At 71.2% G+C, this 26,559-nt stretch carries 24 protein-coding genes and 1 riboswitch; of the genes, 12 read left to right on the forward strand and 12 right to left on the reverse strand.

All coding sequences use genetic code 11. The annotated features are described in order from the left end of the window. Nucleotides 1-207 precede the first annotated feature (207 nt). From thiE to GT354_RS30855, 3 genes are all read right to left on the reverse strand, one after another. Nucleotides 208-852, reverse strand: a complete 645-nt coding sequence (gene thiE / locus GT354_RS30845; protein WP_161359663.1) for a thiamine phosphate synthase — start codon at nucleotides 850-852, stop codon at nucleotides 208-210. 10 nt (nucleotides 853-862) lie between these two features. Then, nucleotides 863-1,228, reverse strand: coding sequence for an Rv2175c family DNA-binding protein (locus tag GT354_RS30850; protein WP_161359664.1), 366 nt, complete (start codon nucleotides 1,226-1,228; stop codon nucleotides 863-865). Between the two features lie 175 nt (nucleotides 1,229-1,403). Continuing rightward, the gene (locus tag GT354_RS30855) at nucleotides 1,404-2,588 is read right to left on the reverse strand and encodes an FAD-dependent oxidoreductase (protein WP_161359665.1); all 1,185 of its coding nucleotides are present in this window, start codon (nucleotides 2,586-2,588) and stop codon (nucleotides 1,404-1,406) included. A gap of 105 nt (nucleotides 2,589-2,693) precedes the next feature. Next, a riboswitch (TPP riboswitch) is annotated at nucleotides 2,694-2,805 on the forward strand. On the opposite strand from GT354_RS30855, the gene thiO reads away from it, so the two are divergent. The 4 genes from thiO to pknB all read left to right on the forward strand — a co-directional run bounded on the left by thiO (nucleotide 2,801) and on the right by pknB (nucleotide 7,128). Further along, entirely contained in the window at nucleotides 2,801-3,967 is a 1,167-nt protein-coding gene (thiO, locus tag GT354_RS30860; protein WP_161359666.1) for a glycine oxidase ThiO, read from the forward strand. Its footprint overlaps the riboswitch before it by 5 nt. Continuing rightward, nucleotides 3,964-4,182: a sulfur carrier protein ThiS gene (gene thiS, locus GT354_RS30865; protein ID WP_161359667.1), complete on the forward strand. Its 219-nt coding sequence runs from the start codon at nucleotides 3,964-3,966 to the stop codon at nucleotides 4,180-4,182. Before thiO ends, thiS begins: the two co-directional genes overlap by 4 nt. A gap of 5 nt (nucleotides 4,183-4,187) precedes the next feature. Next, nucleotides 4,188-4,982, forward strand: a complete 795-nt coding sequence (locus tag GT354_RS30870) for a thiazole synthase (RefSeq protein WP_161359668.1) — start codon at nucleotides 4,188-4,190, stop codon at nucleotides 4,980-4,982. 94 nt (nucleotides 4,983-5,076) lie between these two features. Continuing rightward, entirely contained in the window at nucleotides 5,077-7,128 is a 2,052-nt protein-coding gene (pknB, locus tag GT354_RS30875; RefSeq protein WP_161359669.1) for a Stk1 family PASTA domain-containing Ser/Thr kinase, read from the forward strand. A gap of 205 nt (nucleotides 7,129-7,333) precedes the next feature. On the opposite strand, the gene GT354_RS30880 is transcribed toward pknB, so the two are convergent. Continuing rightward, nucleotides 7,334-7,978, reverse strand: a complete 645-nt coding sequence (locus tag GT354_RS30880; protein WP_161359670.1) for a sulfite oxidase-like oxidoreductase — start codon at nucleotides 7,976-7,978, stop codon at nucleotides 7,334-7,336. 245 nt (nucleotides 7,979-8,223) lie between these two features. Here GT354_RS30880 and bfr point away from each other — a divergent pair, with 245 nt between their 5' ends. Together bfr and GT354_RS30890 are read left to right on the forward strand one after the other, a co-directional pair. Beyond that, nucleotides 8,224-8,706, forward strand: coding sequence for a bacterioferritin (bfr, locus tag GT354_RS30885; protein ID WP_161359671.1), 483 nt, complete (start codon nucleotides 8,224-8,226; stop codon nucleotides 8,704-8,706). Between the two features lie 145 nt (nucleotides 8,707-8,851). Further along, nucleotides 8,852-9,193, forward strand: coding sequence for a (2Fe-2S)-binding protein (locus tag GT354_RS30890; RefSeq protein WP_161359672.1), 342 nt, complete (start codon nucleotides 8,852-8,854; stop codon nucleotides 9,191-9,193). A 27-nt stretch (nucleotides 9,194-9,220) separates the two neighbouring features. Here the strand turns inward: GT354_RS30890 and GT354_RS30895 are convergent, their stop codons facing one another. Together GT354_RS30895 and GT354_RS30900 are read right to left on the reverse strand one after the other, a co-directional pair. Next, nucleotides 9,221-10,231, reverse strand: a complete 1,011-nt coding sequence (locus tag GT354_RS30895) for a GntG family PLP-dependent aldolase (protein WP_272923919.1) — start codon at nucleotides 10,229-10,231, stop codon at nucleotides 9,221-9,223. A 234-nt stretch (nucleotides 10,232-10,465) separates the two neighbouring features. After that, nucleotides 10,466-11,800: a 3-deoxy-7-phosphoheptulonate synthase class II gene (locus GT354_RS30900; protein WP_161359674.1), complete on the reverse strand. Its 1,335-nt coding sequence runs from the start codon at nucleotides 11,798-11,800 to the stop codon at nucleotides 10,466-10,468. A gap of 297 nt (nucleotides 11,801-12,097) precedes the next feature. On the opposite strand from GT354_RS30900, the gene GT354_RS30905 reads away from it, so the two are divergent. The 3 genes from GT354_RS30905 to GT354_RS30915 all read left to right on the forward strand — a co-directional run bounded on the left by GT354_RS30905 (nucleotide 12,098) and on the right by GT354_RS30915 (nucleotide 16,723). Beyond that, entirely contained in the window at nucleotides 12,098-13,987 is a 1,890-nt protein-coding gene (locus GT354_RS30905) for an anthranilate synthase family protein (RefSeq protein WP_161359675.1), read from the forward strand. A gap of 430 nt (nucleotides 13,988-14,417) precedes the next feature. Then, the gene (locus tag GT354_RS30910; protein ID WP_161359676.1) at nucleotides 14,418-15,311 is read left to right on the forward strand and encodes a phosphotransferase; all 894 of its coding nucleotides are present in this window, start codon (nucleotides 14,418-14,420) and stop codon (nucleotides 15,309-15,311) included. A gap of 8 nt (nucleotides 15,312-15,319) precedes the next feature. Then, nucleotides 15,320-16,723, forward strand: a complete 1,404-nt coding sequence (locus tag GT354_RS30915; protein ID WP_161359677.1) for a hypothetical protein — start codon at nucleotides 15,320-15,322, stop codon at nucleotides 16,721-16,723. A 12-nt stretch (nucleotides 16,724-16,735) separates the two neighbouring features. On the opposite strand, the gene GT354_RS30920 is transcribed toward GT354_RS30915, so the two are convergent. From GT354_RS30920 to GT354_RS30935, 4 genes are all read right to left on the reverse strand, one after another. Then, complete coding sequence (locus GT354_RS30920; RefSeq protein ID WP_161359678.1) at nucleotides 16,736-17,761, reverse strand: 6-phosphofructokinase; 1,026 nt, start codon at nucleotides 17,759-17,761, stop codon at nucleotides 16,736-16,738. Between the two features lie 291 nt (nucleotides 17,762-18,052). Beyond that, nucleotides 18,053-18,751: a response regulator transcription factor gene (locus GT354_RS30925; protein ID WP_161359679.1), complete on the reverse strand. Its 699-nt coding sequence runs from the start codon at nucleotides 18,749-18,751 to the stop codon at nucleotides 18,053-18,055. Continuing rightward, nucleotides 18,748-19,896: a DUF5931 domain-containing protein gene (locus tag GT354_RS30930; protein WP_161359680.1), complete on the reverse strand. Its 1,149-nt coding sequence runs from the start codon at nucleotides 19,894-19,896 to the stop codon at nucleotides 18,748-18,750. The genes GT354_RS30925 and GT354_RS30930 overlap by 4 nt, the downstream gene beginning before the upstream one ends. A gap of 31 nt (nucleotides 19,897-19,927) precedes the next feature. Continuing rightward, nucleotides 19,928-20,686: a lysophospholipid acyltransferase family protein gene (locus tag GT354_RS30935; RefSeq protein ID WP_161359681.1), complete on the reverse strand. Its 759-nt coding sequence runs from the start codon at nucleotides 20,684-20,686 to the stop codon at nucleotides 19,928-19,930. A gap of 415 nt (nucleotides 20,687-21,101) precedes the next feature. Here GT354_RS30935 and GT354_RS30940 point away from each other — a divergent pair, with 415 nt between their 5' ends. From GT354_RS30940 to GT354_RS30950, 3 genes are all read left to right on the forward strand, one after another. Next, the gene (locus GT354_RS30940) at nucleotides 21,102-21,881 is read left to right on the forward strand and encodes an alpha/beta fold hydrolase (RefSeq protein ID WP_346012252.1); all 780 of its coding nucleotides are present in this window, start codon (nucleotides 21,102-21,104) and stop codon (nucleotides 21,879-21,881) included. A gap of 7 nt (nucleotides 21,882-21,888) precedes the next feature. Then, nucleotides 21,889-22,878: a hypothetical protein gene (locus GT354_RS30945; protein WP_161359683.1), complete on the forward strand. Its 990-nt coding sequence runs from the start codon at nucleotides 21,889-21,891 to the stop codon at nucleotides 22,876-22,878. 84 nt (nucleotides 22,879-22,962) lie between these two features. Continuing rightward, on the forward strand, nucleotides 22,963-24,786 hold the full coding sequence (locus GT354_RS30950) for a serine/threonine-protein kinase (protein ID WP_161359684.1): 1,824 nt from the start codon (nucleotides 22,963-22,965) through the stop codon (nucleotides 24,784-24,786). 16 nt (nucleotides 24,787-24,802) lie between these two features. Here GT354_RS30950 and GT354_RS30955 read toward each other — a convergent pair whose 3' ends face one another. Together GT354_RS30955 and GT354_RS30960 are read right to left on the reverse strand one after the other, a co-directional pair. Further along, the gene (locus GT354_RS30955) at nucleotides 24,803-25,513 is read right to left on the reverse strand and encodes an endonuclease/exonuclease/phosphatase family protein (protein WP_346012253.1); all 711 of its coding nucleotides are present in this window, start codon (nucleotides 25,511-25,513) and stop codon (nucleotides 24,803-24,805) included. A gap of 96 nt (nucleotides 25,514-25,609) precedes the next feature. Then, nucleotides 25,610-26,548 carry an ROK family glucokinase gene (locus tag GT354_RS30960; RefSeq protein ID WP_161359701.1) on the reverse strand — a complete coding sequence of 313 codons (939 nt, stop codon included), beginning with the start codon at nucleotides 26,546-26,548 and terminating at the stop codon, nucleotides 25,610-25,612. Nucleotides 26,549-26,559 lie beyond the last annotated feature (11 nt).

Raw genomic sequence — 26,559 nt, forward strand, 5'->3', positions numbered from 1 at the left:
GGGGGCAGTCTGCGTGGGGGCTGCCGAGCGGGCCGGTTCGCCCCTGCCCGTGCCGCCGCCTGTGCCGCCGCCGTCGTCGGCGGCGCGGGTGAGCGCGAAGGCCAGTGCGAGGGCCGCGACGAGCGCGAGCAGCGTGACGACGACGAGGTTCCGTCGCTGGGCACCGGACATGTCCGCATGCTGTCACGCCGCGTCGCGCGCCCCGATTCAGCGCGTGGCGAGTCGCTTCACGAATTCCGCCGTCGCCGCGGCCGGGTCGTCGGCCTCGGTGATCGCGCGCACCACCACGACGCGGCGGGCGCCGGCGTCCAGCACCTCGTCGAGGTTGGTCAGGTCGATGCCGCCGATCGCGAACCACGGCCGGGTGGGCCGCAGCGCGGCCGTGTAGCGGACCAGGTCCAGGCCGGGGGCGTGCCGTCCCGGCTTGGTCGGGGTCGGCCAGACCGGCCCCGTACAGAAGTAGTCCACCCCCGGCTCGACGATCGCCGCGTCCACCTCGGCCTCGGCGTGCGTCGAGCGCCCGATCAGCACGTCGCCGCCGACGATCGCGCGCGCGGCGGGTACCGGCAGGTCGTCCTGGCCCAGGTGCAGCACGTCGGGCCCGGCCGCGTGCGCGACGTCGGCACGGTCGTTGACCGCGAGCAGCCTGCCGTGGCGCCGGCAGGCGTCGGCGAACACGTCGAGGTGTGCGAGTTCCTGCTTGGCCTCCAGGCCCTTGTCCCGCAACTGCACGATGTCCACGCCGGCGCCGAGCACCGCGTCCAGGAACTCGGGCAGGTCGCCTTGGCGCTCGCGCGCGTCGGTGCACAGGTACAGGCGCGCGTCGGCCAACCGTTGCTGACGGCTCGTCATCTGCCCGACCTCAGATCGCCAGCGCCTGGGCGCGGCGTCGCACCTCGGTCATCCGGTTCTCCTGGAGTGCCTGGACCGGCGTCCCCGGCAGCGAGTCGTCCGACGTGAACAGCCACTCCAGCGCCTCGATGTCGGTGAAGTTGGAGTCGGAGAGCAGGGTCAGCGTGCCGACCAGGCCCTTGACGATGTTGCCGTTCTGGAAGAAGTCGGCGGGCACCTGGAGGGCGCTGTGCTCACCACGTCGGAACGCGATGAACTTGCGCTCCTTCAACTGCTGTCGAACCTTGAGGATGTCCACGCCGAGAATCTCGGCGATGTCGGGAAGGGTCACCCACGCGGGGACCAGGGCTTCGATTTTGGCATCGATCTCGCTCACTCGGTCCATTTTAGGTTCCGCCCCGGCCCGCCCCCGCCACCGCGGTCACGACCCGCCCGCAGCACGGCCCCGACCCGGTCCGACCCCACCCGACGTGACGCCGACGCCGACGCCGACATCGACGCAGACGCAGACGCAGACGCCGACGCCGATGCCGATGCCGACATCGACGCCGTTACAAGCCGACGGACTTCAGCGCGTTCTCCGGATCCGCGAACCGCACCCGATCGACCGGTGTCCCCTGTTGGACGAGCTTGCGCCCCTGCGCCAGGTCGCGCGGTTTGGCCACCGCCAGCAGCGCGACGAGGCGGTCGCCGGCGAACCACCCCGCGGTCCACTTGCCGTCCTCGGCCGGACCGCGGAAGACCAGTTCGTCGGTCGCCGCGTGCCGGCCGACGTACTGGACCATGCGCCCGAACTGGTCGGACCAGAAGTAGGGGACCGGGTCGTACGCCTGCTCGCCGCCGAGCAGGTTGGTCACCATGACGCGCGGCGCCTGGAGCGCGTTGTCCCAGTGCTCGACGTTCATCCGCACGCCGTAGCGGGCCGACGGGAACTCGACGCAGTCGCCGACCGCGTACACCCCCGGCAGCGACGTGGCCAGGTGCTCGTCCACCTCGACGAAGCCGCGCGCGTTGCGGGCGATCCCGGAGTCGGCGAGCCAGTCGGTGGCCGGCCGCACGCCGATGCCCACCACGATCGCGTCGGCGCGCAGGCGGCGGCCGTCGGTCAGGTGTACGGCGCCGGGTTCGAGCCGGTCCACCCGCGCGTTGAGCAGCAGTTCGACCCCGGCCTCGGCGTACCACGGCACGAAGCGCTCGCCGATCGCGTCCGGGAACGGGCCCGCGAGCGGCGCGTGCAGCGCCTCGACGACGGTGGTCGGGCAGCCTGCGGCGGCCGCGGCGGTTGCCACCTCGGCGCCGATCCAGCCCGCCCCGACTATCACCACGTGGGCGCCGGGCACGAGCGCGGTGCGCAGCGCGCGAGCGTCGTCGATGGTGCGCAGCACGTGCACGCCGGGGACCTCGTCGGCGCCCGGCAGGTTGATCACGCGCGAGCCGGTCGCGAGGACGAGCCGGTCGTAGTCGACCGGTCCGGCGTCGGTGTCCACCACGCCCTCGCGCAGGCCCGTCGCCGTGCGACCGAACATCCGGTGCACGTCGAGCGCTTCCCAGTCCGCCTCGAAGGACGTGTCGTCGGTCTTGCCGGCGAGTACCTCCTTCGACAGCGGTGGGCGGTCGTACGGCGCGTGCGCCTCGGCCCCGAGCAGGGTGACGCGACCGGCGTACCCCTGGTCCCGCAGCGCCACCACGGTTTGCAGGCCGGCCATGCCGGCACCCACGACGAGCACGTTGTCCATGCAGGGCACCCTACGACGCGCCGTCCGGACCGCCGACACCAGGGCTTGACACAGTCAAGCAACTGCGCGGGCGGCCCCGGGAAGGCCATCGGTCATGTCGTACTGTGGAGAGGTCACGGGAGCCCGGTGAGACCGGGCTGAGAGGGGGGCTGCGAGCCCCCGACCGTCCGAACCTGATCCGGGTCATACCGGCGAAGGGAGTTGCACTCACCATGTCCACCCTCACGACTCGCGACGTCGTGGTCGTCGGCGCGGGCGTCGTCGGCCTGTCCGTCGCGTGGCGCGCGAGTACGCGGTACGGACTGGCCGTCACGGTCGTCGACCCGGCCCCCGGGCGCGGCGCCTCACACGCCGCCGCGGGCATGCTCACCCCGGTCTCCGAACTCCAGTACGGCGAGGAGAGCCTGCTGGAGCTCAACACCGAGTCGGCCCGGCGCTATCCCGCGTTCGCGGCCGAACTGGCCGACGCGTCGGGCCTGCCCTCGGGCTACCGCACGTGCGGCACACTCGCCGTCGCGCTCGACGCCGACGACCGCGCCGTGCTCAAGGACCTGCACGCCTACCAGGAACGCCTGGGCCTGAGTTCGTCCCGGCTCACCAGCCGCGAGTGCCGCCGGCTCGAACCGATGCTCTCCCCCGCGATCACCGGCGGCCTGCACGTCGACGACGACCACCAGATCGACAACCGCCGCCTGGTCGCGGCGCTGCTCGCGGCGTGCGAGCGCGCCGGCGTCACGTTCGTCCGCGAGCGCGTCGAGCGGATCCTGGTCACCGACGATCGCGCGCACGGCGTCCGGCTCGCGAACGGGCGCGACCTGTCCGCCGATCAGGTCCTGCTCGCGGCGGGGTGCCGCTCCGCGCTGATCCCGGGCCTGCCGCCCGAGGTGGTGCCGCCGGTGCGCCCGGTCAAGGGCGAGATCCTGCGCCTGCGCGTGCCGCCCGTCATGGCGCCGTTCCTGTCCCGCAACGTCCGCGGCGTGGTCAAGGGCGGCAGCATGTACCTCGTGCCGCGCGCGGACGGCGAGCTGGTGATCGGCGCGACCGAGTACGAACGGGGTCACGACACCGAGACGACCGCCGGAGGCGTGTACGAACTCCTGCGCGACGCACACGAGTTGGTGCCCGGCGTGACCGAGCTGCCGCTCGTCGAGACGCTCGCCGGGCTGCGCCCGGGCAGCCCGGACAACGCGCCGATCGTGGGTCGCTCGTCACTCGCCGGCCTGGTCGTGGCGACCGGTCACTACCGGCACGGCATCCTGCTCACCCCGATCACGGCCGACACCGTCGCCGAGGTGCTCGCGCTCGGCACGACGCCCGAGATCATCCGCCCCTTCGGGCCCGACCGCTTCGAGACAGTCGCCAGGGAGGTCATGGCATGAACGCCACGCAAGGCATCGAGGTCTCCGTCAACGGCGACCCGCGCACCATCGCGACCGGAACCACGGTCGCCGAACTGGTCACCACACTGACCAGCGCCGCCAAGGGGGTCGCCGTCGCGGTCGACGAGGCGGTCGTGCCGCGCGGGGTGTGGGCCGACACCGTGCTCGACGCGGGCAACCGCGTCGAGGTGCTGACCGCGGTACAGGGAGGGTGAACGCGATGGCCGACGACACACTGGTGATCGCCGACACGGCCTTCACGTCCCGACTGATCACCGGGACCGGCGGCGCGCCGAGCCTGGAGATCCTGGAGCAGGCGCTGATCGCGTCCGGCACCGAGATCACCACGGTCGCGATGCGCAGGGTCGACCCGGGCACCGCGGGCTCGGTGCTCGACGTGCTGCGCCGGCTGGGCATCCGGGTGCTGCCCAACACCGCCGGGTGCTTCACCTCGGGAGAGGCGGTATTGACCGCGCGACTCGCGCGCGAGGCGCTGGAAACCGACTGGGTCAAGCTCGAAGTGGTCGCCGACGAGCGCACGTTGCTCCCGGACGGGGTCGAACTCGTGGACGCCGCCGAGCGGCTGGTCGACGACGGCTTCAAGGTGCTCGCGTACACCAACGACGACCCGGTGCTCGCGCGCCGGCTCGAACAGGTGGGCTGTGTCGCGGTCATGCCGCTCGGTTCGCCGATCGGCTCCGGCCTGGGCATCCGCAACCCGCACAACATCCGGCTGATCACCGAGCACGCGAAGGTACCGGTCGTGCTCGACGCCGGTCTGGGCACGGCCTCGGACGCGGCGCTCGCGATGGAGTTGGGGTGCGACGCGGTGATGCTCGCGTCCGCCGTCACCCGCGCGCAGTCGCCGGTGTTGATGGCCGAGGCGATGCGGCACGCGGTGGACGGCGGACGGCTCGCGTATCGGGCCGGCCGCATCCCGATGCGGCACTACGCGCACGCTTCGTCGCCCACAGCCGGCATGCTGGAGACCAGCCCCGAACACCCCGCCTTCTGAGGCCGCGTCCGCAGCGTGGACGCCGGCCGCCGACGGGGGAACCGTGGGGAAGACCGTCGGCGTCCACGAAGCAGTGGACCCTACACTCCTGAACATGGACGCGACCTTGAATGATCCGCTCGTCGGGCGAGTGCTCGACGGTCGATACCGGGTCGATGCCCGAGTTGCCGCAGGTGGCATGGCCACGGTGTATCGGGCTCTCGACACCCGTCTCGACCGCACCGTCGCCCTCAAGGTGATGCATGTCGGGCTCGCCCAGGACCCCGAGTTCACTCGGCGTTTCATCCTGGAGGCGAAGGCCGCCGCGCGGCTGTCGCATCCGAACGTGGTCAACGTGTTCGACCAGGGCACCGACGGCGCGCTCGCGTACCTCACGATGGAGTTCGTCGAGGGCCGCACGCTGCGCGAACTGCTCACGGACCTGGGCAACATGACGCCCCGTGAGGCGTTCGGCGTCCTCGAACCGATGCTCGCCGCGCTCGCCGCGGCGCACCGCGCGGGCTTCGTGCACCGCGACGTCAAGCCCGAGAACGTCCTCATCTCGGACGACGGTGGAATCAAGCTCGGCGACTTCGGTCTGGCTCGGGCCACCACCACGACCGCGACCGCGGCGACCGGCAAGGTCATGGTCGGCACGGTGGCCTACCTGGCGCCGGAGCAGGTCGAGCGCGGCGAATCCACTCCCCGCTCGGACGTGTACGCGGCGGGCGTGGTCCTGTACGAAATGCTGACCGGTCGCCAGCCCCACCACGGCGCCACCGCGGTCGAGGTCATCTACAAACACGTCCACACCGACGTACCCCCGCCCTCACAGGCGGTGCCCGGTCTGTCGCACGCGCTCGACACACTCGTGCGCGCGGCCACGGTGCGCGATCCGGAACAAAGACCGATCGACGCCGAGGCGTTGTTGACCTTCGTCCGCCGGATCCGGCACGCGATGCCGGACGCGGAACTCGACTTCGGTGCGGCGCTGCGTCTGCCGCCGGCCCCCGAGCCGCTCAACGACAACGCCACGAGCGTCTTCCGCGTCAACGAGGTCCTGCTCCCGCCGCACCTGGCCCCGCTCGGGCTCAGCGTCGACTCGATGGAGGACGAGCAGGCCCGTTACGGCGGTACCTCCTACGGACAGCAGTACGCGGAAAACCACGAGTACGCCCCGGCCGGGGCCGACGCAGGCGCCGGAGCCACCGTCGCGGACGCGCCCGGCAGCGGCTACCCGCGGCAACCGGGAGTGCCCGGCGGCCGCCGACGCAAGCGTGGTCCCTCGCGCGGCGTGATCGTGCTCGCCGTGGTGCTGCTGATCGCGGCCGGTATCGGCGGCGGCGCGTGGTGGTACGGCTCGGGTCGCTACACCGACGTGCCGGGCGTACTGACCATGGCCAAGGGGCCGGCCGAGAGCAAGCTCAAGGCGGCCGACCTGAAGGTGGAGTACGAAAAGGACGGGGTGTTCAGCGAGACCGTCCCCAAGGACTCGGTCGTCTCCACCGACCCCGGCCCCGGCAAGAACCTCCTGCGCGGCTCGACGGTCAAGGTCAAGCTGTCCATGGGCCCCGAGCGCTATGTCGTGCCCCCGCTGGCGAACCTGAGCCTGGACGACGCCAAGAAGGCCCTCACGGAGAAACACCTCACGATGGGCAAGGAGACCCGGGTCCCCAACGCCAAGCCGCCGGGCATCGTGGTGAGCAGCAAGCCCAACGTCGGCGAGGTCCTCCAGCGCGACACCACCGTCGAACTGGTGGTCAGCCGCGGCCCGGACACCACGCTCCCGGACTTGACCAACCTGACCGTCGACGACGCCCGCTCGCGCTTCCAGCCCAACCAGAACCTGACCGTCGTCGAGGACCCGAACCAGCAGTTCTCCGACACGATCCCGGCCGGCCGGATCATCTCGGCCAACCCGGGCGCGAACACGACCGTGCCGTTCGGCACCAAGATCACGGTCGTCGTCTCCAAGGGCCCCGACCTGGTCCAGGTACCGCCGGTGACCGGGATGAACCCGGACGACGCCGCCAAGGCGCTGGCCGCGGTCGGCCTGCGGGTGAACAACCGGATGATCCCGCTCATCCCGGCCAACGTCGGCAGGCAGGACCCGGCGGCCGGTTCGATGGTCAAGCGCGACAGCGAGGTCTTCATCTCCAACTTCTAGGCCTGTCCGAATCCGCGACGTCGAGATTTCCGTCTTCGACTGGCGACTCCGCCCCGCCGGATCACATCCGGCGGGGCGGAGTGCTGCGCAGGGCGGGGCCGGTTGTGGCCCACCCGTCGACGGGCCCGGATGCGGGCGGGCTCCCCGGGTCGGCCCAGGACGCTCGACGAGCGTCGGGTGGGGCCTGGGACTCGCGGAGGCCGGCTCAGGTCAGGGTCGGGCCCTGGCCGGTTTCCTCCTGGTACGAGTAACGCTGCTCCTGCCACGGGTCACCGATGTTGTGGTAACCCCGCTCCTCCCAGAAGCCGCGCTTGTCGGCCACCATGTACTCGATCCCGCGCACCCACTTGGGGCCCTTCCACGCGTACAGGTGCGGCACGATCAGCCGGACGGGGAACCCGTGCTCGGCCGTCAGCGGCTCGCCGTTGTGGTGCGTGGCCAGGATGGTCTGGTCGTTCGCGAAGTCGAACATCCGCAGGTTGGAGCTGAAGCCGTACTCGGCCCACACCATCGCGTGGGTGACCTCGGGGGCCGGCGGCGCGATCTCCAGGAGCCGGGCGATGGTGAGCCCGCTCCACTCGTTGCCGAGCATGCTGAACTTCGTCACACAGTGGAAGTCGGCGACCACGCTCTCGTGCGGCAGCGCGGAGAATTCGTCGTAGTTCCAGCAGTGCTTGTCACCCGAGGCGGTCGCGCCGAAGACGCGGAAGTCCCATATCTCGGGCTTGAACCGAGGCACGGGACCGTAGTGCAGAACGGGCCAACCACGCTGGATGCGTTGCCCCGGTGGGAGTCGAGGATCGCGGTCCGGCGCCTCGGCTCCACCCTGTGCCGCTTCCGTATGCCCCATACCTTCATGGTCCCAGACGCCCCGGGTAGGTCTCGACCGCCCCCTTCCGGGCACAGTCCACGCATGTCGATTCCGGTGCCGGTTCGCGCCGGGCCGCGCCCGACCGGACATCCTCGACATTGCAAGGCAAGGCTGCCCTTCGTGGCGGAAGAGCTACCAAAAGTGACAGGATTCGAGGGAAAATCCATGCCCCATGAGCATTCGGGGCTCCCCTGTGTCCCATCAACACCGGAAGGTGCGTCGCGATGCACAGTGACCCGCAGATCATCGAGCTCCTGAACGAACAGCTCACCGCGGAGCTCACGGCGATCAACCAGTACTTCCTGCACGCCAAGATGCAGGAGCACCGGGGCTACATCAAGCTCGCGGCGTGGACGCGCCACGAGTCGATCGACGAGATGAAGCATGCGGAGCGGCTCACCGACCGCATCCTGATGCTGGAGGGTCTGCCGAACTATCAGCGGCTGAACGCGCTGCGGATCGGTCAGAACCTCGAGGAGATGTTCCGCGCCGACCTCGCGGTCGAGATGGAGGCCGTCGAGCGCCTGCGCCGCGGCATCCCGCTGATGCGCGAGAAGGGCGACGTCACGTCGGCCAACATCTTCGAGTCGATCCTGGCCGACGAGGAAGAGCACGTCGACTACCTGGAGACGCAGCTCGCGCTGCTCACCGAGATCGGCGAGAAGCTCTACATCGCGGGCTTGTTGAAGCAGCCGAACGAGAGCTGAGCGAGAGCCGGACAAAGACCCGAACGAGAGGCGATCACGGCGGCGCGCGAGCGGGTGGCGCGCGTCACCCGGCGCCCCGTATTCCCCCTGGCGGAGACTGAGGTTACCCTTACCTAAGTCACCTCGCCGCTGGGGGGAAATCTCCGTGTACGTCTGCATGTGTTTCGGTGTCACCGACAAACAGGTGAACGACCGGATAGCCGAGGGCGCCCGCACCATGCGTGAGATAGCCCAGTCCTGCGGCGGAGCCGGCACCGACTGTGGGCGATGCGTCAAGAGCATCACCGCGATGCTGCCGCGCGACGAGTCGCGGCGCCGCCGCACCCCGTGCCCGAGCGCCCCCGAGCCGGTGTCGCTGCCCATGCCGACCGTGCTTGTCGCCGCCGAGACATATGCCGCGGCCGAGCCGTACGCAGCGGTCGAGCCGCACGCCGCGCCCGAATTGCCCGACAACGTCGTCCCGCTGCGGCGGCGCGGCGCGGCGTAGACACGCCGGCCGCAACCGCCCGCCGGGCTAGCCCTTCGCAGCCCGGATCAGCGCCGTCGCGGCCCTCGCGCAGCCCGCCGCGTCCACGTCCAGGTGGGTCACCAGGCGGATCAGGCGCGGGCCGAACGCGGATACCAGTACCTGTTCCGCGTGGCACCGCGCGGCGACCTCCGCCGCGTCGGGGCCGGTCGCGTCCAACTCGACCAGCACGATGTTGGTCTCCGGCTCGATCACGTTCAGCCCGGCGTCGGTCAGCCGGGTGTACAGCTCGCGAGCGCGTTCGTGGTCCTCGGTCAGCCGCTCGATGTGGTGGTCGAGGGCGTACAGGCCGCCGGCCGCGAGGATGCCCGCCTGGCGCATCCCGCCGCCCATGCGATGCCGCATCCGCCGCGCGTCCGCCTCGCAGTCGGCCGGCAACAGCACGACCGAGCCGGCGGGCGCCCCCAGCCCCTTGGACAGACACACGCTGAGCGTGTCGAACAGTTCGCCGTAGGCCCGCAACGGCGTCCCCGTGGCCGCGTGCGCGTTCCAGATCCGCGCGCCGTCGCAGTGCAGCCGCAGACCGCTGCCGTGCACGACGTCGCGGATCGCGGCCAGTTGATCGAGCGGGTACACCGAGCCGCCGCCGCGATTGTGCGTCTGCTCGACGGCGACCATGTCGGTGCCGACCGTGTACGGGTTGTCGACCCGGATCAGCCGCGCGACGTCGGCGGGGTCGAGCAGGCCCCGCGGGCTCAACGTGGTCCGGGTCTGGATGCCGCCGTGCCACGACGCCGCGGCGTCCTCGTGCGCGACGATGTGCGCGTCCGCGTCCAGGACCAGCTCGCCACCGGGGTGGACCCCGAGCCGGATCGCGATCTGGTTGGCCATCACCCCGGTCGGCGCGAACAGCGCGAAGGAGTATCCGAACAGGTCGGCGACCCGCTCTTCCAGGGCGCGCACGGTCGGGTCCTCGCCGTATACGTCGTCACCCACCTCGGCGTTCGCCATCGCCGCGCGCATCGCCGGACCGGGCTTGGTGACGGTATCGCTGCGCAGGTCCGCACATGTCCGAGCCGAAGCAGTCGTCCCGGTCGAAGCAGTCGTCTGGGCCGAAGCAGTTGTCTGGGTCGAATCCGCCGTCCGGTTCATGGCCGCAGTATCGCAAATGCGCCGAAGGGCGGACCCGGTCGGGCCCGCCCTTCGGCATGGAACGGCTTACGAGGCTTACGTCGGCTCATGGCCGCTCGCGTCGGCTTGCGTCGACTCGCGTCGGGTCGCGGCGACGCTCGGTCAGCTCTTGCGGTACATCTCCGCGACCAGGAACGCGAGGTCGAGCGACTGGCTGCGGTTGAGCCGCGGGTCGCACGCCGTCTCGTAGCGCTGGTGGAGGTCGTCGACGAAGATCTCGTCGCCGCCGCCCACGCACTCGGTGACGTCGTCACCGGTGAGCTCGACGTGGATGCCGCCGGGGTGCGTGCCGAGCTCGCGGTGCACCTCGAAGAAGCCCTTGACCTCGTCGAGCACGTCGTCGAAGCGGCGGGTCTTGTGCCCGCTGGACGCCTCGAACGTGTTGCCGTGCATCGGGTCGGACACCCACACGGGCTGCGCGCCGGCCGCCGAGACCTTCTCGACCAGGGCCGGGAGGTTGTCCCGCACCTTGCCCGCGCCCATCCGGACGATGAAGGTGAGCCGGCCGGGCTCGCGGTTCGGGTCGAGCTTGTCGATCAGCGCGAGCGCGTCCTCGGGGGACGTGGTCGGGCCGAGCTTGACGCCGATCGGGTTGCGGATGCGCGACGCGAACTCGACGTGCGCGCCGTCGAGCTGACGGGTGCGCTCGCCGATCCACACCATGTGGCCCGAGACGTCGTACAGGTCGCCGGTCCGCGAGTCCACGCGGGTGAGCGCGTCCTCGTAGTCCAGGATCAGCGCCTCGTGGCTTGCGTAGAACTCCACGGTGCGGAATTCCTCGGGGTCGATCCCGCACGCGTGCATGAAGCGCATCGCACCGTCGATCTCGGCGGCGAGCCGCTCGTAGCGCTCGCCCGAGGGCGAGAGCGCGACGAAGTCGCGGTTCCAGGCGTGCACCTGGCGCAGGTCGGCGTAGCCACCGGTGGTGAACGCACGGACCAGGTTGAGCGTCGCCGAGGACGAGTGGTACATCCGCTTCAGGCGCTCGGGGTCGGGCGTACGGGCGGCCTCGGTGAAGGCCAGCTCGTTGACCGCGTCGCCCCGGTAGGACGGCAGGGTCACCCCGTCGCGGGTCTCCATGCCGCTGGAGCGCGGCTTGGAGTACTGCCCTGCCATGCGGCCGACCTTGACCACCGGCACGGAGGCCGCGTAGGTCAACACGATCGCCATCTGCAGGAGCGTCTTGAGCTTGTTCTTGATGGCATCGGCGGTGTTGCCGGTGAAGGTTTCGGCGCAGTCGCCGCCCTGGAGCAGGAACGCTTCGCCCTTGGCCACCGACGCGAGTCGACCGCGGAGCTGGTCGCACTCGCCGGCAAACACCAGCGGCGGATAGGAGCGGAGGTCCGCGAGGGCGGTGCCCAGGGCCTCGTTGTCCGGCCACTCGGGCTGTTGCGCTGCCGGGAGGGTTCGCCAGGATTTGATGTCGTTCACGGTCACAACGCCAAGACTAAGCGGAGTGGCAAGGTGTTTGAGCCCACCGCCCGGAGAACGAGACGAGGAACCCGGTCGAACGCTACAGTGACCGGGTGATCACGATCGTTCTCCGACGGCGTTCCTGGTGGCCCGTCCCTGCGGCGGCCCACTGATTTCGCGATCACCACAACGATCCGACGGCCGCCCGGCAGGGCGGCCCTTTGTTTTGTCCGACCGCGGTGAGTACCCCGCCCGGGATCGGACGGAGCCGACGGCGGATCGCCCGGTCGGGAGGGCGTCTCTTCCCACCGAGGAGCACCCATGCGCACCGCCGCCGCCCTTGCCCCGCTGTTCGCCGCCGACCCACCGCCGTTCGCGCTGATCCACCGCGAGGGCTCGACCGTGGTCGAGCTGCTGACCGGCGACATAGTGGACGTGCCCACGCTCGACGACCTGCCGCTGCCGGCCGCGAACGCCGCCGCCGACCGCGGTCGCCCCGCCCCGGAACTGCTCGCGCTGGTGCCGTACGCGCAGATCCGCGAGCGCGGGTTCGCGTGCCACGAGGACGGCACCCCGCTGCGCTGCCTGAAGGTGACCGATCACGCCGAGCTGCCGGTGGACGACGTGCTCGCGGCGCTGCCGGACGGGCCGGTGGTACTGCGCGGCGGCGGCTTCGACGTGGACGACGAGACATACGCCACGATCGTCAAGCAGGTCATCGAGGACGAGATCGGTCGCGGCGAGGGCGCCAATTTCGTGATCCGCCGCGACTACCACGACCACATCGAGGCGTACACGCCGGCGACCGCCGGGACGTTGCTGCGCCGGCTGCTGACCCGCGAGAGCGGTGCGTACTGGACCTACCTGATCCACACCGGCGACCTGACCCTCGTCGGCGCGAGCCCGGAGCGGCACGTCAGTTCGGTGGGCGGCGAGGTGGTGATGAACCCGATCAGCGGGACGTATCGGCATCCGGCCGAGGGCCCGTCGCTGGAGGGTCTGCTCGCGTTCCTGCGCGATCCCAAGGAGATCGACGAGCTGTTCATGGTCGTCGACGAGGAACTCAAGATGATGAGCGAGGTGTGCGACCTCGGCGGCGCGATCGAGGGACCCTTCCTCAAGCCGATGGGTCACCTCACGCACACCGAGTATCTGCTGCGCGGGGTCACCTCACAGGACGTCGGCGCCGTCCTGCGCGGGACGATGTTCGCCCCGACCGTGACCGGGAGCCCGCTGGAGAACGCGTGCCGGGTGATCCGACGGCACGAGCCGACCGGCCGGGGCTACTACTCGGGCCTGGTCGCGCTGATCGGGCGGGACGGCGAGGGTCGGCGCACGCTGGACGCGCCGATCCTGATCCGCACGGCGTACCTCACGCCCGACGGCGGGCTTCGGGTACCGGCGGGTGCGACGCTGGTACGGCACTCCACACCCGAGGACGAGGTCGCGGAGACGCACGCGAAGGCGGCCGGGGTGCTGGCCGCGCTCGGGGTGGTGCCCGCGTCGGCGCGGGCGGCGGGCGCGCCGCTCGGGGACGATCCGCAGGTACGCGAGTTGTTGGCTTCGCGCAATGCCGCTCTGGCGCCGTTTTGGCTGCGACCGCGCGACGAGAGCGCGCTGCTCGCGCCGGAGTTGGTCGGCGCTCGGGTGCTGATGGTGGACGGCGAGGACACCTTCACCGGGATGCTCGCGCACGTGCTGCGCACGCTCGGGCTCGTCGTCGACGTGCGGTCGTACGACGACGTGACGTCGCGGCGGGTGCGCTCGGCCGAGTTGGTGGTGATGGGTCCGGGGCCGGGTGATCCGCGTGACGTGGAGCACCGCAAGATTCGACTGCTCGGCGCGCTGGTGCGCACCCGACTCGACGCGGGCACTCCGCTTTTGGCGGTGTGCCTGGGCCACCAGTTGCTCGCTCGCGAGTTGGGCCTGGAGCTGATCCGCAAACCGCGGCCGTATCAGGGCAAGCAGGTGGCGATCGACTTGTTCGGCCGGCCCGAACGGGTGGGTTTCTACAACGCGTTCGCGGCGGTACGACCGGCGCGCGGGATCGCCAATGTCGAGTTCGCGGCGGATCCCGTGACGCACGAGGTGCACGCGATGCGCTCGTCGCGGCTGCGGTTCGCCGGGACGCAGTTCCACCCGGAGTCGGTGTTGACCACGAACGGCATCGGCGTCGTCGGCGAGTTGCTCGGCGACCTGGTCGGCCGCTGAGGCGGCGGGAGTGACGCGGCGGGCGGGGTGACCCGTCCGCCGGTCGGTCCGATCGGGGTGGTGCATCGGGGTGGTGCGCATCGGGGTGTGGCCGATCGGGTGTGGCGGCGCGGTCGGTCGCGCCGGGCGCGGAGTCCGCACCCGAAGCCGCCGCCGACCCAACCGCCCAACCGACCGGACGGGGCGGTCACCGAGCCTGTCGGCGGCGTGGCGTAGACATGACGGGCGAGGGTCGCCCTCGTGAGCGCTTCGGTTACCGTTCTGGGGTCACCGGGCGCAATGTCCCATGGTCGGCCGGCGGAGGAGGATCCCGTGTCATCACCCTGTCCGCCGCACGACCCCGTCGACTGGAGCGGTCGCAAACGGTGCCGCAAATGCGGCGTCACCTTCGGCGGCCCGCGCCCGCTGCCACCGTCCCCACCGGACGTCGATGGCTGAGCTCCCGCCTCCGCCCGCGAACTTCCATACGGCGCCGCGTACGTGTTGGGCCGAGTTACCCACCGACACACGCGCCGCGGTCGAGCGGTGTGCGGGGCGGGTGTTGGCGGTCGCGACGGTGTGGGCCGGGTTCAATTGCGACTTCGCGGCGACGGTGACGACCGAGCGGGCTCGATATTTCGTCAAGGGCGTCCCGCGCGACCACCCGGCGGTGCCGCAGCAGCGGGTGGAGGCGCGGGTGGCGCCGCACGTGCGGGCGGTGGCACCGCGCCTGCGGTGGGAGGTGCGGCTCGACGGCTGGGTACTCCTGGGGTTCGACCACATCGTCGGCAGGCACGCGGATTTTGCGCCCGGTACGGCCGATCTGCCGCTCGTGGCGGACGCGTTACGGCGGCTCGGTCGGGTACCGATCCGAGATCTGCCGCTGCCGCGCGTCGAGGAGCGTTGGCGCTCGCTGTTGACCGATCGTCAGCTTCGACTCCTGCGCGGCGAGAGCCTGTTGCACACCGACCTGCACCCGCACAACGTGCTGATCGGCGAGGCCGGGGCGCGCGCCTACCTGGTCGACTGGGCGCAGCCGGCGCTCGGGCCCGCGTGGATCGAAGTCGCGCTGGTGGCCAGTCGGTTGATGGACGAGGGGCACACCGCCAAACAGGCGGCGGCGTGGGCGGAGCGGTTCGGTTGCTGGCGCTCGGTGTCCCGAGAGGCGGTGGAGACCTTCGTGTTCGCGGCCACACACCAGTGTTCGCGCGGCATCGGCGACGCGGACGCGGCCCCCTGGAACGCCCGGTTGATGGCGCTGGCCGAGGCCAGAACCGCCCGCGCACACCGACGCGCGTATTCGCCTCGGTCACGAACCGCCCTGTCCCGCTCGACACTAGAGTGATACCGGTCGTGTCCGCCGCCTCCGACGACGGGTCATTGCCCATGCGCCTGCGCCGCTTTCTCGCCTTGTCGGCCCTGTTCGTGCTGCTCGGGTCGCCGATCGCGTACGCGGATCCCGTACCGGAGCCCGAGGACCCGCCGATCACCACCCGACAGGTCGAGGTGTCCGGTATCCCCGAGCAGGTGCGTCCGGGGGCGCCCGCCACCGAGTTCACCGTGACGTTTCGCAACGTGGGGCACGAGACGTTGTTCCTGGAGCCGGAGGTGCGGTTCCTCGGGGATCGGAACCTGACCGCGGATCGGGTGCGCCTGGAGGTGTTCGATCCGGCCACGAACTTCTGGAGCGAGACACCGCTCGACGCGGACGGCGCCGCCGTGCTGCCGTTTCGGGGAGCGGAGCGGCTGACCGCGACGGCCGGTCGACTGCCGACGGGGGCCGATGTCGGGTATCTGCTCCGGTTCCGGGTCTCGGCCGGTACCACCGAGCAGTTCGTGAACGTGGCGATCGGCAGCCGGTACGGGCCACCGAGACCCGACGGCGAGCCGAGGTTCGACACGGCGACCCACGTCGAGACCGCGATCCTCGCGGCGGACGGCACCATGCCCGCCCACCGACCGAGACCCGGCGCTCCCGAGCCGCCGTCCGAGCCGGACGCGGGCCCCGCGAACTCGGGCGCGACCGCGAAGACCGTCCCGCAGTCCCGCTCGACCGCGGTCCCGGCGATGTCCCTGGTCGACGTGCCGGGGTGGGTCCGGGCCGGTGGCGGAGCGATCGAGTTCCGGTTCACCATCACCAACGACACCGGCCGGTCCTTCGACGAGATGAACCCGCAACTCGTGTTCACCGCAGGCGAGATCGCTCTCGTGCCCGATTCCCTCAGGGTCGAGACGCGGGACATGTCGGGGTCGCGGTGGAGCGCCGTCCCGTTCTCGGTCGTCGTGAATCCGGCGAACGGTGGCAGCACACACCTGCTCGGGTCCCTGACCCAGACCTCGTGGGACGACCACCACCGGTTGGAGGTCAACGAGATCGCCAGGATCAGTGTGCGAGTGTCCGTCCCGGCGGGCTCGGCGGCCGTCGGACACGACATCGCGGTGTCGGGCGCCATCGGGTATCCCAGCGGGACCGGGCAACGCCCGGTGTCCCACAGCGACTTCCGGGTGTTCACGGTGACCGCGTCCGGATCGCCCGCCAAGGCACCGACCCTGATACCGGAGCCACCCGGGTTCGGGCCCGCGGCGGCCGGACGCGACCCGGCCGGCGCGCGGCGGCCGGACCGGGCGAGCGACCCGTTCACCTGGGCGACGATCGCGATCTGGGCCGCCCTCGCGGGCGTGGTCGGCCTCGTCGCCTGGTTCGCCGTCAAGAACCGCCGGGAGGACGTCGGGGCCCGATCCGGCCCCGACGCCTGACCCGCCGTCGGCTCAGCCGAACAGCACCTTGGCCTCGTCGTACAGCGCCGGCGGCACGGTCTTGAGCTCGCGCGTCGCGGCCTCCAGCGGCACCGTCACCACGTCCACGCCGCGCAGCGCGACCATCTTGCCCCAGTCGCCCGCCTTGACCGCGTCGATCGCGTGGAAGCCGAACCGGGTGGCCAGCCACCGGTCGAACGCGGTGGGCGTGCCGCCGCGTTGCACGTGGCCCAGCACGGTGGTGCGGGCCTCGTGGCCGGTGCGCTTCTCGATCTCCGCGGCCAGCCAGTCACCGATGCCGGAGAGCTTGACGTGGCCGAACGCGTCGAGCGTCTGATCCTTGGTCACCATCTGTCCGGCCAGCGGGATCGCGCCCTCGGCGACCACGATGATCGGCGCGTAGTTGGTCCGGAAGCGGCTGTCCACCCACGCACAGACCTGCTCGACGTCGAAGTTCTGCTCGGGGATCAGGATGACGTTCGCGCCGCCGGCCATGCCGGAGTGGATCGCGATCCAGCCCGCGTGCCGGCCCATCACCTCGACGATCAGCACCCGGCGGTGCGACTCGGCGGTGGTGTGCAGGCGGTCGATCGCCTCGGTGGCGATGTTGACGGCGGTGTCGAAGCCGAACGTGTAGTCGGTCGCGTTGAGGTCGTTGTCGATGGTCTTGGGGACGCCGATCACCTTGACGTCGTGCTCGTGCAGTCTGGTCGCCACGCCGAGGGTGTCCTCGCCGCCGATCGCCACGAGCGCGTCGACTTCGAGCTTCTTCAGGTTCTCCTGGATCCGCTCGATGCCACGATCGATCTTGATCGGGTTGGTTCGTGAGGAGCCCAGGATGGTGCCGCCTCGGGGCAGGATCCCTCGCACGGCCTTGATGTCGAGAGGCATGGTGTCGCCTTCGAGGGGCCCGCGCCAGCCGTCCCGAAAGCCGATGAAGTCGTACCCGTAGTCCTGGACGCCCTTGCGCACGACGGCCCTGATCACCGCGTTGAGGCCGGGGCAGTCGCCGCCGCCGGTCAGTACTCCGACACGCATCGAAATCTCCGATTTCTTCCGTCCGGCACGATTCGCGGCCAACGCTACCGGCGCTCGTGGCCACCCCTAGCCTTCCCATCACCCGATCGGGGTACCCGACTTGATCCTCTTCGAATGGGGTGGCTTTCGAGGCCGAAAACGGGCGCGAGACAGCGGCCGACCGGGCGCCGACCGCGGTGCTGCTCGACTGCGCGGCGTGGCGCAGCGGGACGGGACGGGCGGGGCGCGGCGGGGCGGGTGCGAGGCGGGACGGGCGGGACGGGGCACGCGGGCGAAGGGTCGCCGCGCGAGTCAGTCGTCCAGGCCCTTTTCGATCGCGTAGCGGACGAGTTCCACCCGGTTGTGCAACTGGAGCTTGTTGAGCGTGTTCTGGACGTGGTTCTGCACCGTACGGTGGGACAGGAACAGCCGCTCGGCGATCTGCTTGTAGGACAGGCCCTTGGCGACCATCCGCAGGACCTCGGTCTCACGGTCCGTCAGGCGCGGTGCGGCCGGGCCGCTTTCGGCGTTCCTGGCGGGCGGATCGGTGGCCATCCGGCGGAACTCGCCGAGGACCAGGCCGGCCAGGCCGGGGGTGAACACCGGGTCGCCGACGGCGGTGCGGCCGACCGCGTCGACGAGTTCCTCGCGGCTCGCGGACTTGACCAGGTAGCCGGTCGCGCCCGCCTTGACCGCCTCCAGGACGTCCTCCTGCTCGCCGCTGGCGGAGAGCACCAGGATGCGCACGGACCGGTCGTTGCGCACGAGTTCGCGGGCCACTTCGACGCCGGGGAGCTTGGGCAGGTGCAGGTCCAGGATCACCACGTTCGGCGACGTGGCCCGCGCACGGCGGACCGCCTCGGGGCCGTCGCCGGCGGTGGCGACCACGTCGTAGCCGGCCGCCGCGAGGTCGCGGGCCACCGCCTCACGCCACATCGGGTGGTCGTCCACGACCAGGACCTTCAAGGGCGCGGTCGCCGGTGTCGCCGTCGGTGCCGTCGTGTCGCTCATCTGCTCCCCTGCCTGGGTACCCGGAACTCCAGTTCGGTGCCTTCTCCGGTCACGGACGACCACACCACACTGCCGCCGAGGTCGCGCACCCGGCCCTCGATCGACTGGGCCACCCCCAACCGGCCCTGGGCGCGGGCCGCTTCGAGCCGGCCCGGGGCCATCCCCGGGCCGTCGTCGCGGACGCTGACCACGATCTCGTCCGCCTCGTCCTCCAACAGGATCCACGCGTTGGCGGCCTCGCCGGCGTGGCGCCGGACGTTGTCCAGGGCCGCGGACACCGCGGCCGACACCTCGCGCGCCGCCGGCGTCGGCAGCAGTACCGGTGTCCCCGGCGAGGACACCGTGACCCGCGCTCCGGCGAACGTGCCGAGCAGCACGCGCAGGTCCAGCCGGGCGGGCGCGCCGTCCTCGCCCGATCCCGGCAGGTCCTCGGACTCGACCCTGGCGGGCGTCGCGGAGATCAACTGGCGCAGCGCCACTTCCTGTTCGCCCGCGAGCTTGCCGAGTCCGCCGGCCTCGCCGCCCAGTTCCGCGCCGCGGCGTTGGACCAGGGCCAGGACCTGAAGCACGCTGTCGTGGATGTCGCGGGCGAGGCGTTCGCGTTCGCGGGTCGCCGCCTCCAGTTGCAGCGCGCGGGCCAAGGCCCGTTCGCTGACCCGGGCCAGTTCGACCACGTAGCCCACGGCGCCGCCGGCGAGCAACAGCAGGACGATGTTGTGCTGGTTGTCGGCGGTGATCGCGCCGCGCTCGGCGATGTTGGAGGCGCCGATCGCCAGCGCCGCCACCGAGCCGGTCTTCCAGCCGCCCTTGATCGCGCAGGCCAGTACGGGCGCCGACGACCATACGGTGGGCAGCGTCAGCATGCCGTCGCGTACGCGTTCGGGATCGTCCAGCCAGCGGGTGGCGAGCACACAGCTCACCGCGACGCCCACGTCGATCACCAGGAGCGCGGTCCGGCGGAAGGTGGGGCTGCGGAAGCCGTACGCGGTCGCGGCCGTCCACACGGTGAGCAGCACCATGATGGCCCAGCCGCCGACGGGGTAGCGGTAGTACTCGTAGACCTGCGCGTACCGCACGATCGCGTACGCGAGCGCCAGCACCCGGAAGACGGCGAGCGACCGCCACAGCGACTGCTCGACTCCCATGTGCCTCCCCCGATGCCCCTTCGACCGATCGTCAGCCGTTCGGCCGGTCGCCTTCCGCGTCGCCGTCCTTCTTCGCCGCGTCGTCCGCCTTGTCCGCGCCGGCCTGCTTGCGGGCGTCGTCGATCAGCTTCTTGGCGTCGGCCGCGTAGACGTCGACGTACTCCTGACCGGACAGCTCCATGAGCGCGTACATGATCTCGTCGGTGACCGCGCGCAGGATGAAGCGGTCGTCCTCCATGCCCTCGTAGCGCGAGAAGTCCAGCGGCTCGCCGATCTTGATGCCCACGCGCATGACCTTGGGCACGACCTTGCCGGGCGGCTGGATCTTCTCGGTGTCGATCATCGCCACCGGGATCACCGGCGCACCGGATTCGAGCGCGAGCCGAGCGATGCCGGTCTTGCCCCGGTACAACCGAGCATCGGGCGAGCGGGTGCCCTCGGGGTAGATGCCGAACAACCGGCCCTCGTGCAACACCTTGATCCCGGCCCGAAGCGCGGCCTCGCCGGCCCCGCCACCGCTGCGGTCCACGGGAAGCTGGCCGACGCCCTTGAAGAACGCGGCGGTGAGCCGACCCTTGAGCCCGCGCCCGTTGAAGTAGTCCGACTTCGCGATGAAGGTGATGCGTCGGGAGATCACGGTGGGCAGGAAGAAGGAGTCCGAGAACGAGAGATGGTTGCTCGCCAGAATCGCCGGGCCCCGGTCCGGGATGTGCTCCTGACCTTCCACCCACGGGCGAAAGAAGAGCCTCAAGACGGGGCCGATGATCATCTTCATCAGCCGATAGAACAACCCTGACCTCCTGCTCGGGACAGGACGAACCTTAGAGCATCCCTTCACCCCCCAACCCCGAAAGACCACAGGCCGCGAGGCCGTGACCCCGGCCCCCGGGTCGCAGTGGAACCGCACCCTCCGAACCAAACACAACGGGCGATGCGGGTGGGAACCCCTCCCCACGCAACCGAACACCCGACCGCAGCCCACGAAGCCACCCGCGAGGCCCCCAGGGCCATGCGGCCACGACCACCCCCACCCCGTCCTGCTGTACGCATCGAGCGCGGCCGTGGGACGATTCCCGAGCGTTGGGGTGTTGGGGAAAGTGGGGGCCGGAACCACTCGCCTCCCGACCCCGTTATGGACCTGTACCGCCTAGTCGTCCACCGGCCGCCGAGCAGCGTGCCCGCCCGTCACCCGAAGGAGCCCGTTGGTGTCGATCCTGCCCGGTGCCGAGCCCCACCACCACGACGGTGGCCCCGTGGGTGTCCTGTTGTGCCACGGCTTCACGGGCACGCCGCAGTCGATGCGCCCGTGGGCCGATCACCTCGCGGCGGCCGGACTGACCGTGTCGCTGCCGCTGCTGCCCGGCCACGGCACGAGCTGGCAGGACATGCAGCTGACCACGTGGCAGGACTGGTACGCCACGGTGGACCGCGCCCTCGCTCGGCTGCGGGATCGCTGCGACACGGTGTTCGTGATGGGCCTGTCGATGGGCGGCGGCCTCGCGCTGCGCCTGGCCGAACAGCACGGCGACGACGTGGCCGGTCTCGTCCTGGTCAACCCCTCGGTACAGGCGGACGACCCGCGCCTGAAACTGCTGCCGGTGCTGCGCCACGTCATACCGTCCGTGCCCGGCATCGCGTCCGACATCCGCAAGGAAGGGTCCGTCGAGCTGGCCTACCCCCGCACACCGGTCAAGGCGGCCTACTCCCTGGCCAAGTTCTGGCGCGTGGTGTCCGCGGACCTGCCCCAGGTCACCCAGCCGGTGCTGCTCATGCACAGCCCGCACGACCACGTGGTCTCGCCGGCCAACTCCGAGACGGTGCTGGCCCGGATCTCCTCGACCGACGTCACCGACGTCCTGCTCAACGACAGCTATCACGTGGCGACGCTCGACCACGACGCGGAACGGATCTTCGCATCCAGCCTGGAGTTCGTACACCGGCTCACGCCGGACGCGCGAACCCGGGAGACGGCCGAGAGGGACTGAGGAAACGGTGCGTGGACGTGGCAACGGACTGGATGCGGAGTCCTTCAAGCCTTTGACCGACCTCGATCCGGAGGCGGCCGACGTGATGCTGGCCGCCCTGCGGGAGGTGGGGGTCGCGGCGTATGTCTCGACGTTGGAACCCCGCGAGCCCGACGAGGAACCCGAGGAGATCGAACGGCTGTGGGTGGACGCGGCGGCGACGTCGCGGGCTCGGGCGATCCTGCGCTCGCTGACCGAGCCGTCCTCGCCCAGGGCGCGCGCCCTGGAGGCCGCGGCCGGGCCGACCGACGTCCCCAAGGGGGAACCGAAGCGGTCCGAGCCGAAGGAGCCGCCCGCGGAGCCCACTTCGGCTTCCGCGAACCCTGCGGCGACGGACGACCCCGAACGATCCGACCGCTCGAAGCAGCGACCGGATCACTCGGACCGCTCGGGCTCCGACCCGGGCGCGCGGACCGAACCGGCCGACTCCGCCGGGCGTCCCGACGACGACGAGGTCTGGGCGCAGATCGTGGCGTCCTTCGACAACGAGGTCACCGATGCCGTGCCGCGCTGGCCGGTGGCCGAGGACCTCGACGGCGAGCGGGGCGAACGCGGCGACGGCGAACGCGGTGACCGGCCCGGCGGATCGAGCGACGGCTCCTACAAGGTGGGCATCAACACCACCCCCGGGCCGCGCGACTACTCGCTCGCCCCGCCCAAGACCCCGGACACTCCCAAGACACCGGAGATCGACGAGCTGGAGGAGGACCCGGACGAGCACTTCGTACCGGCTCCGCCGCCTCCCCTGCCCAAGACCGACGCGGCCACCAAGATCGCGTGGATCGCCTTGGTCGGCGGTCCGCTGTACCTGCTCGTCTCGGTGTTGCTCGGGCGTCCGGTGGGTCCGTGGACCTCGTTCGCGGCGTTCGCGGCCTTCACCGGCGGATTCGTCGCGTTGGTGGCACGGATGCGTCGAGATCGGGACGATGACGACCCCGACGACGGTGCCGTGGTCTGACCAGGCGTCACTTGGCTGGATCAGGTGGGCTTCTGACGGGACGTCATGCCGCATCGAGAGTCCGCGGGCGGGTACCTTCCTTGCGTGGATGCGGACAACGAGGGACGTCTGATCGGCGGGCGCTATCTGCTCGCGGACCGGCTGGGACGTGGCGGCATGGGTGCGGTCTGGCGAGCCCGGGACCAAGTCCTGGGCCGCGAGGTCGCGGTCAAGGAAATGCTGCCCCAGCCCGGCGCGGACGACGCCGAGCGGGCCAGGCTGCGCGAGCGCGCGGCACGTGAGGCGCGAGCGGCCGCGCGGCTGAGCCATCCCTCGGTCGTGCGCGTCTACGACGTGGTCGAGGAGGACGACCGGCCGTGGATCGTCATGGAGTTGGTGAAGTCGCGCTCGCTCGCGGAGGTGATTCGCGCGGACGGCCCGATGGCCGCCGACCGGGTCGCCGAGATCGGCATCGCGATGGTCGACGCGCTGCGCACCGCGCACGCCGCCGGCATCCTGCACCGTGACGTCAAGCCCGGCAACGTCCTGATCATGGACAACGGGCGGGCCGTACTCAGCGACTTCGGCATCGCCGTCGTCGAGGGCGACTCGTCGGTGACCCAGTCCGGCGTCGTGCTCGGCGCGCCGGCGTACATACCGCCCGAGCGTGCCCGCGGTCTGGTCCCGACGGCCGCGTCCGACCTGTGGTCGCTGGGCGCGACGCTGTACGCGGCGGTCGACGGCAAGGCGCCCTTCGAACGCTCGACACCGGTCGCGACCCTGACCGCGATCGTCAGCGAGGACCCCGCACCGGCCAAGCACGCGGGCGCGCTCGACCCGGTCCTGCGCGCACTCCTCGACCGTGAGCCGGACCGACGACCGGACACCGCCGAGGCCGAGGCGATGCTGCGGGAGGCGTTGCGCGAGATCCGGATCGAGAACACCGCGACGCGGGCGATACCGCTGCCGGCACCCGTGCCCACACCCGTACCGACGGACATACCCGCGTCCTCGCCCGCGGCACACGGGTCGGACGCGCAGGAGGTGTCACGGGGCGACGCGGAGATCGCGTTGCCGCCGGTCGCTCCCCCGATATCGCCCAAGCCGGCGCGCGAGCCCCGCTCGCTCCCCCGATTGCCGTTGCCGGCGCTGCTCGCGGCGCTGCTCGTGTTCGGCGTCGCGGTGGGACTGATCCTGTTCCTGGTGCTCCCGGGAGACCACGACAAGAAATCGTCGGCAGGCGGTGACACGGCGTCGGACTCCACGCCGACTCCCTCGCCCCCGAAGCAGGACGCACAGAACCCGCCCGCGTCGCTCACACCCCCGCCGGCGACCGTGCCGCCCGCCGCGGGCGCACCGGCCCCCGAAAGCGTCCCGGCGACGACCCCGCCGCCGTCCGCCCCGCCGACGACGACGCCGGAAACCGCACCGGCCACGGCGACCACACCGGCCGACAACCCCGCGCCACCGGCGACGGGCGAACTGCCGGCCGGGTGGACCGCGTACCGGGGCACCACGACCGGCTACACGATCGGCCTGCCGCCGGGGTGGCATCAGGCCAAGGTCGACGGGACCCAGGAGTTCTTCCAGAGCGCCGACGGGTCCATGCGGTTCAACGTGGACACGGCGGAGGGACCGCAGAAGGATCCGGTCGCCGACTGGCAGAACCAGGAGGGGCCGAGCCGCGGCAACTTCCCCGGCTACGCGCGGGTGGTCATCGAGAAGGCCGACTATCGCGACTTCGACGCCGCGGTATGGGAGTTCACGTACGGCAGCAGCGGCAAGCCCAAGCACCACGTGCTGAACCTCGGCTTCACGGCCAGTGCGAATCGCGGCTACGCGTTGTACATGGACACGCTCGACTCGGTCTGGGCCGATCCCGCGACTCAGGAACTCCTGGCGAATTTCAAGGCGTCGTTCCGGCCCTGACGGCCCCTGCCGGCCGTCACGCGGCGGGTATGCGCAGGGTCGCGAGCACGGGGCGGTGGTCGGAGGCTGCGGTGTAGTCGGCGTCGGTGACGTCGTCGGGCACGCCGCACTCCACCACCTCGACGCCGGCCGACGCGAACACGCCGTCGAGGCGCCGGCCGGGGTCGCGGCGCGGTGACGTGTACTCCGAGCCCCACGGCGCGACCGCGTAGCCGTCCTGCAACTCGCCCGCCAGCCGGTCCCACGCGGGACGGCCCGCCGACTCGTTGAAGTCCCCCGCGAGGACCCGGTGTTCGGCGCCCAGGGAGGCCAGTCGGCCGAGGACGAGGTCGGCCTGCGTGCGGCGCTCGGCGGCGTCCGGGCTCAAGTGCGTGCCGCCGACGGCGAATCGCGCGCCGGCGACCTCGACGACCGCGGCAGCCATGCCTCGTTGGTGCAGACCCGCAGTGCGCGGCAGCAGTACGTCGATCGCCTGACGCACCGTCACCCGGAGGCTGCCGAGCACCCACAGCCCCGAGGCCGTGTCGCCACCGGCGATCACCACGAGTCCGCACTCACGCGCGAGCCGCGCCGCGGCCTGCCGTCGGCGCACGAACCGCGGCGCCTCCTGTACGCACAGCACGTCGGGCGCGCACTGCCGCACGATCCGCACCAGGGCGTCGCGGTCGTCGCGCAGCGACCGCACGTTGTACGACATGACGCGAATCCCGCCGCCGTCGACAGTCACCAGAGTCCCCTTTTTGCCCGAGCCGCCCGTTGTCGACGTCGGCGATTTGCCGCGACTGTCACTACTGCCGTTGTTGCTGGTGCGTCGTCCTGGGGTTCAGCGACGGGCGAGGTCGGCCGCGCCGACCAGTCCCGCGTCGCTGCCCAGCGTCGCGACGAAGACCTCCGCGCCGGGCCGGTGCCCGCGGCGCAGCACGCTGCGGTACGCCTCCAAGGCCGGGACGAGCAGCAGATCGCCCGCGTCGGACACGCCGCCGCCGATCACGAACGCGGCGGGATCGAGGACCGCCGACAGGTCGGCGAGCCCTTGGCCGAGCCACATGCCGACCTCACGGAAGGCCGCGATCGACGCGGAATCGCCCAGCAGCGCCGCCTGGGTGACGTGTGGTCCCCGGACGCCGGCGGGCGTGCCGTCGCCGAGGGCGAGGAGCTTCTCGGCCGATTCGGGCAGGCCCGCGGCGCGGTCGCGCGCGTATCGGGTCAGCGCGTTGCCGCTCGCGTACTGCTCCCAGCAGCCGTAGTTGCCGCACGGGCACGCGATGCCGTTCGGCACCACCCGCATGTGTCCGGGCTCACCGGCTATCCCGCCGCCGCCCCGGTACAACTCGCCGCCGAACACGATCGCGCCGCCGATACCGGTGCCCACGGTCACGCACATCACGTTGTCGTGGCCGGCCGCCGCGCCGAACCTGACCTCGGCCCACGCCGCGGCGTTGGCGTCGTTCTCGACGACGACGGGAAGCCCGATCAAGCGCTCCATGCGGTCCCGCAACGGCTCACCGACCCACGCGCTCACGTTGGCGGAGAACAGCACGGTCGACCGGTCGGCCCCGATGAACCCGGCGGCTCCCAGACCCACCGCGTCCACCACGTGCTTCACCCGCAACGCCGCCACCGTCTCACCGATGACCCGCGCGGTCTCCTCCGCGTCCTTGGGCGTCGCGACCTTGAGCCGATCGAGAATCACCCCGTCGGCATCGACCACGCCCGCGAGGATTTTGGTGCCACCGATATCGACACCGATCGTCAGTCCCATGTCGTCCCAAG

This window comes from Streptomyces sp. SID3343, assembly GCF_009865215.1.
GTDB lineage: Bacteria > Actinomycetota > Actinomycetes > Streptomycetales > Streptomycetaceae > Embleya.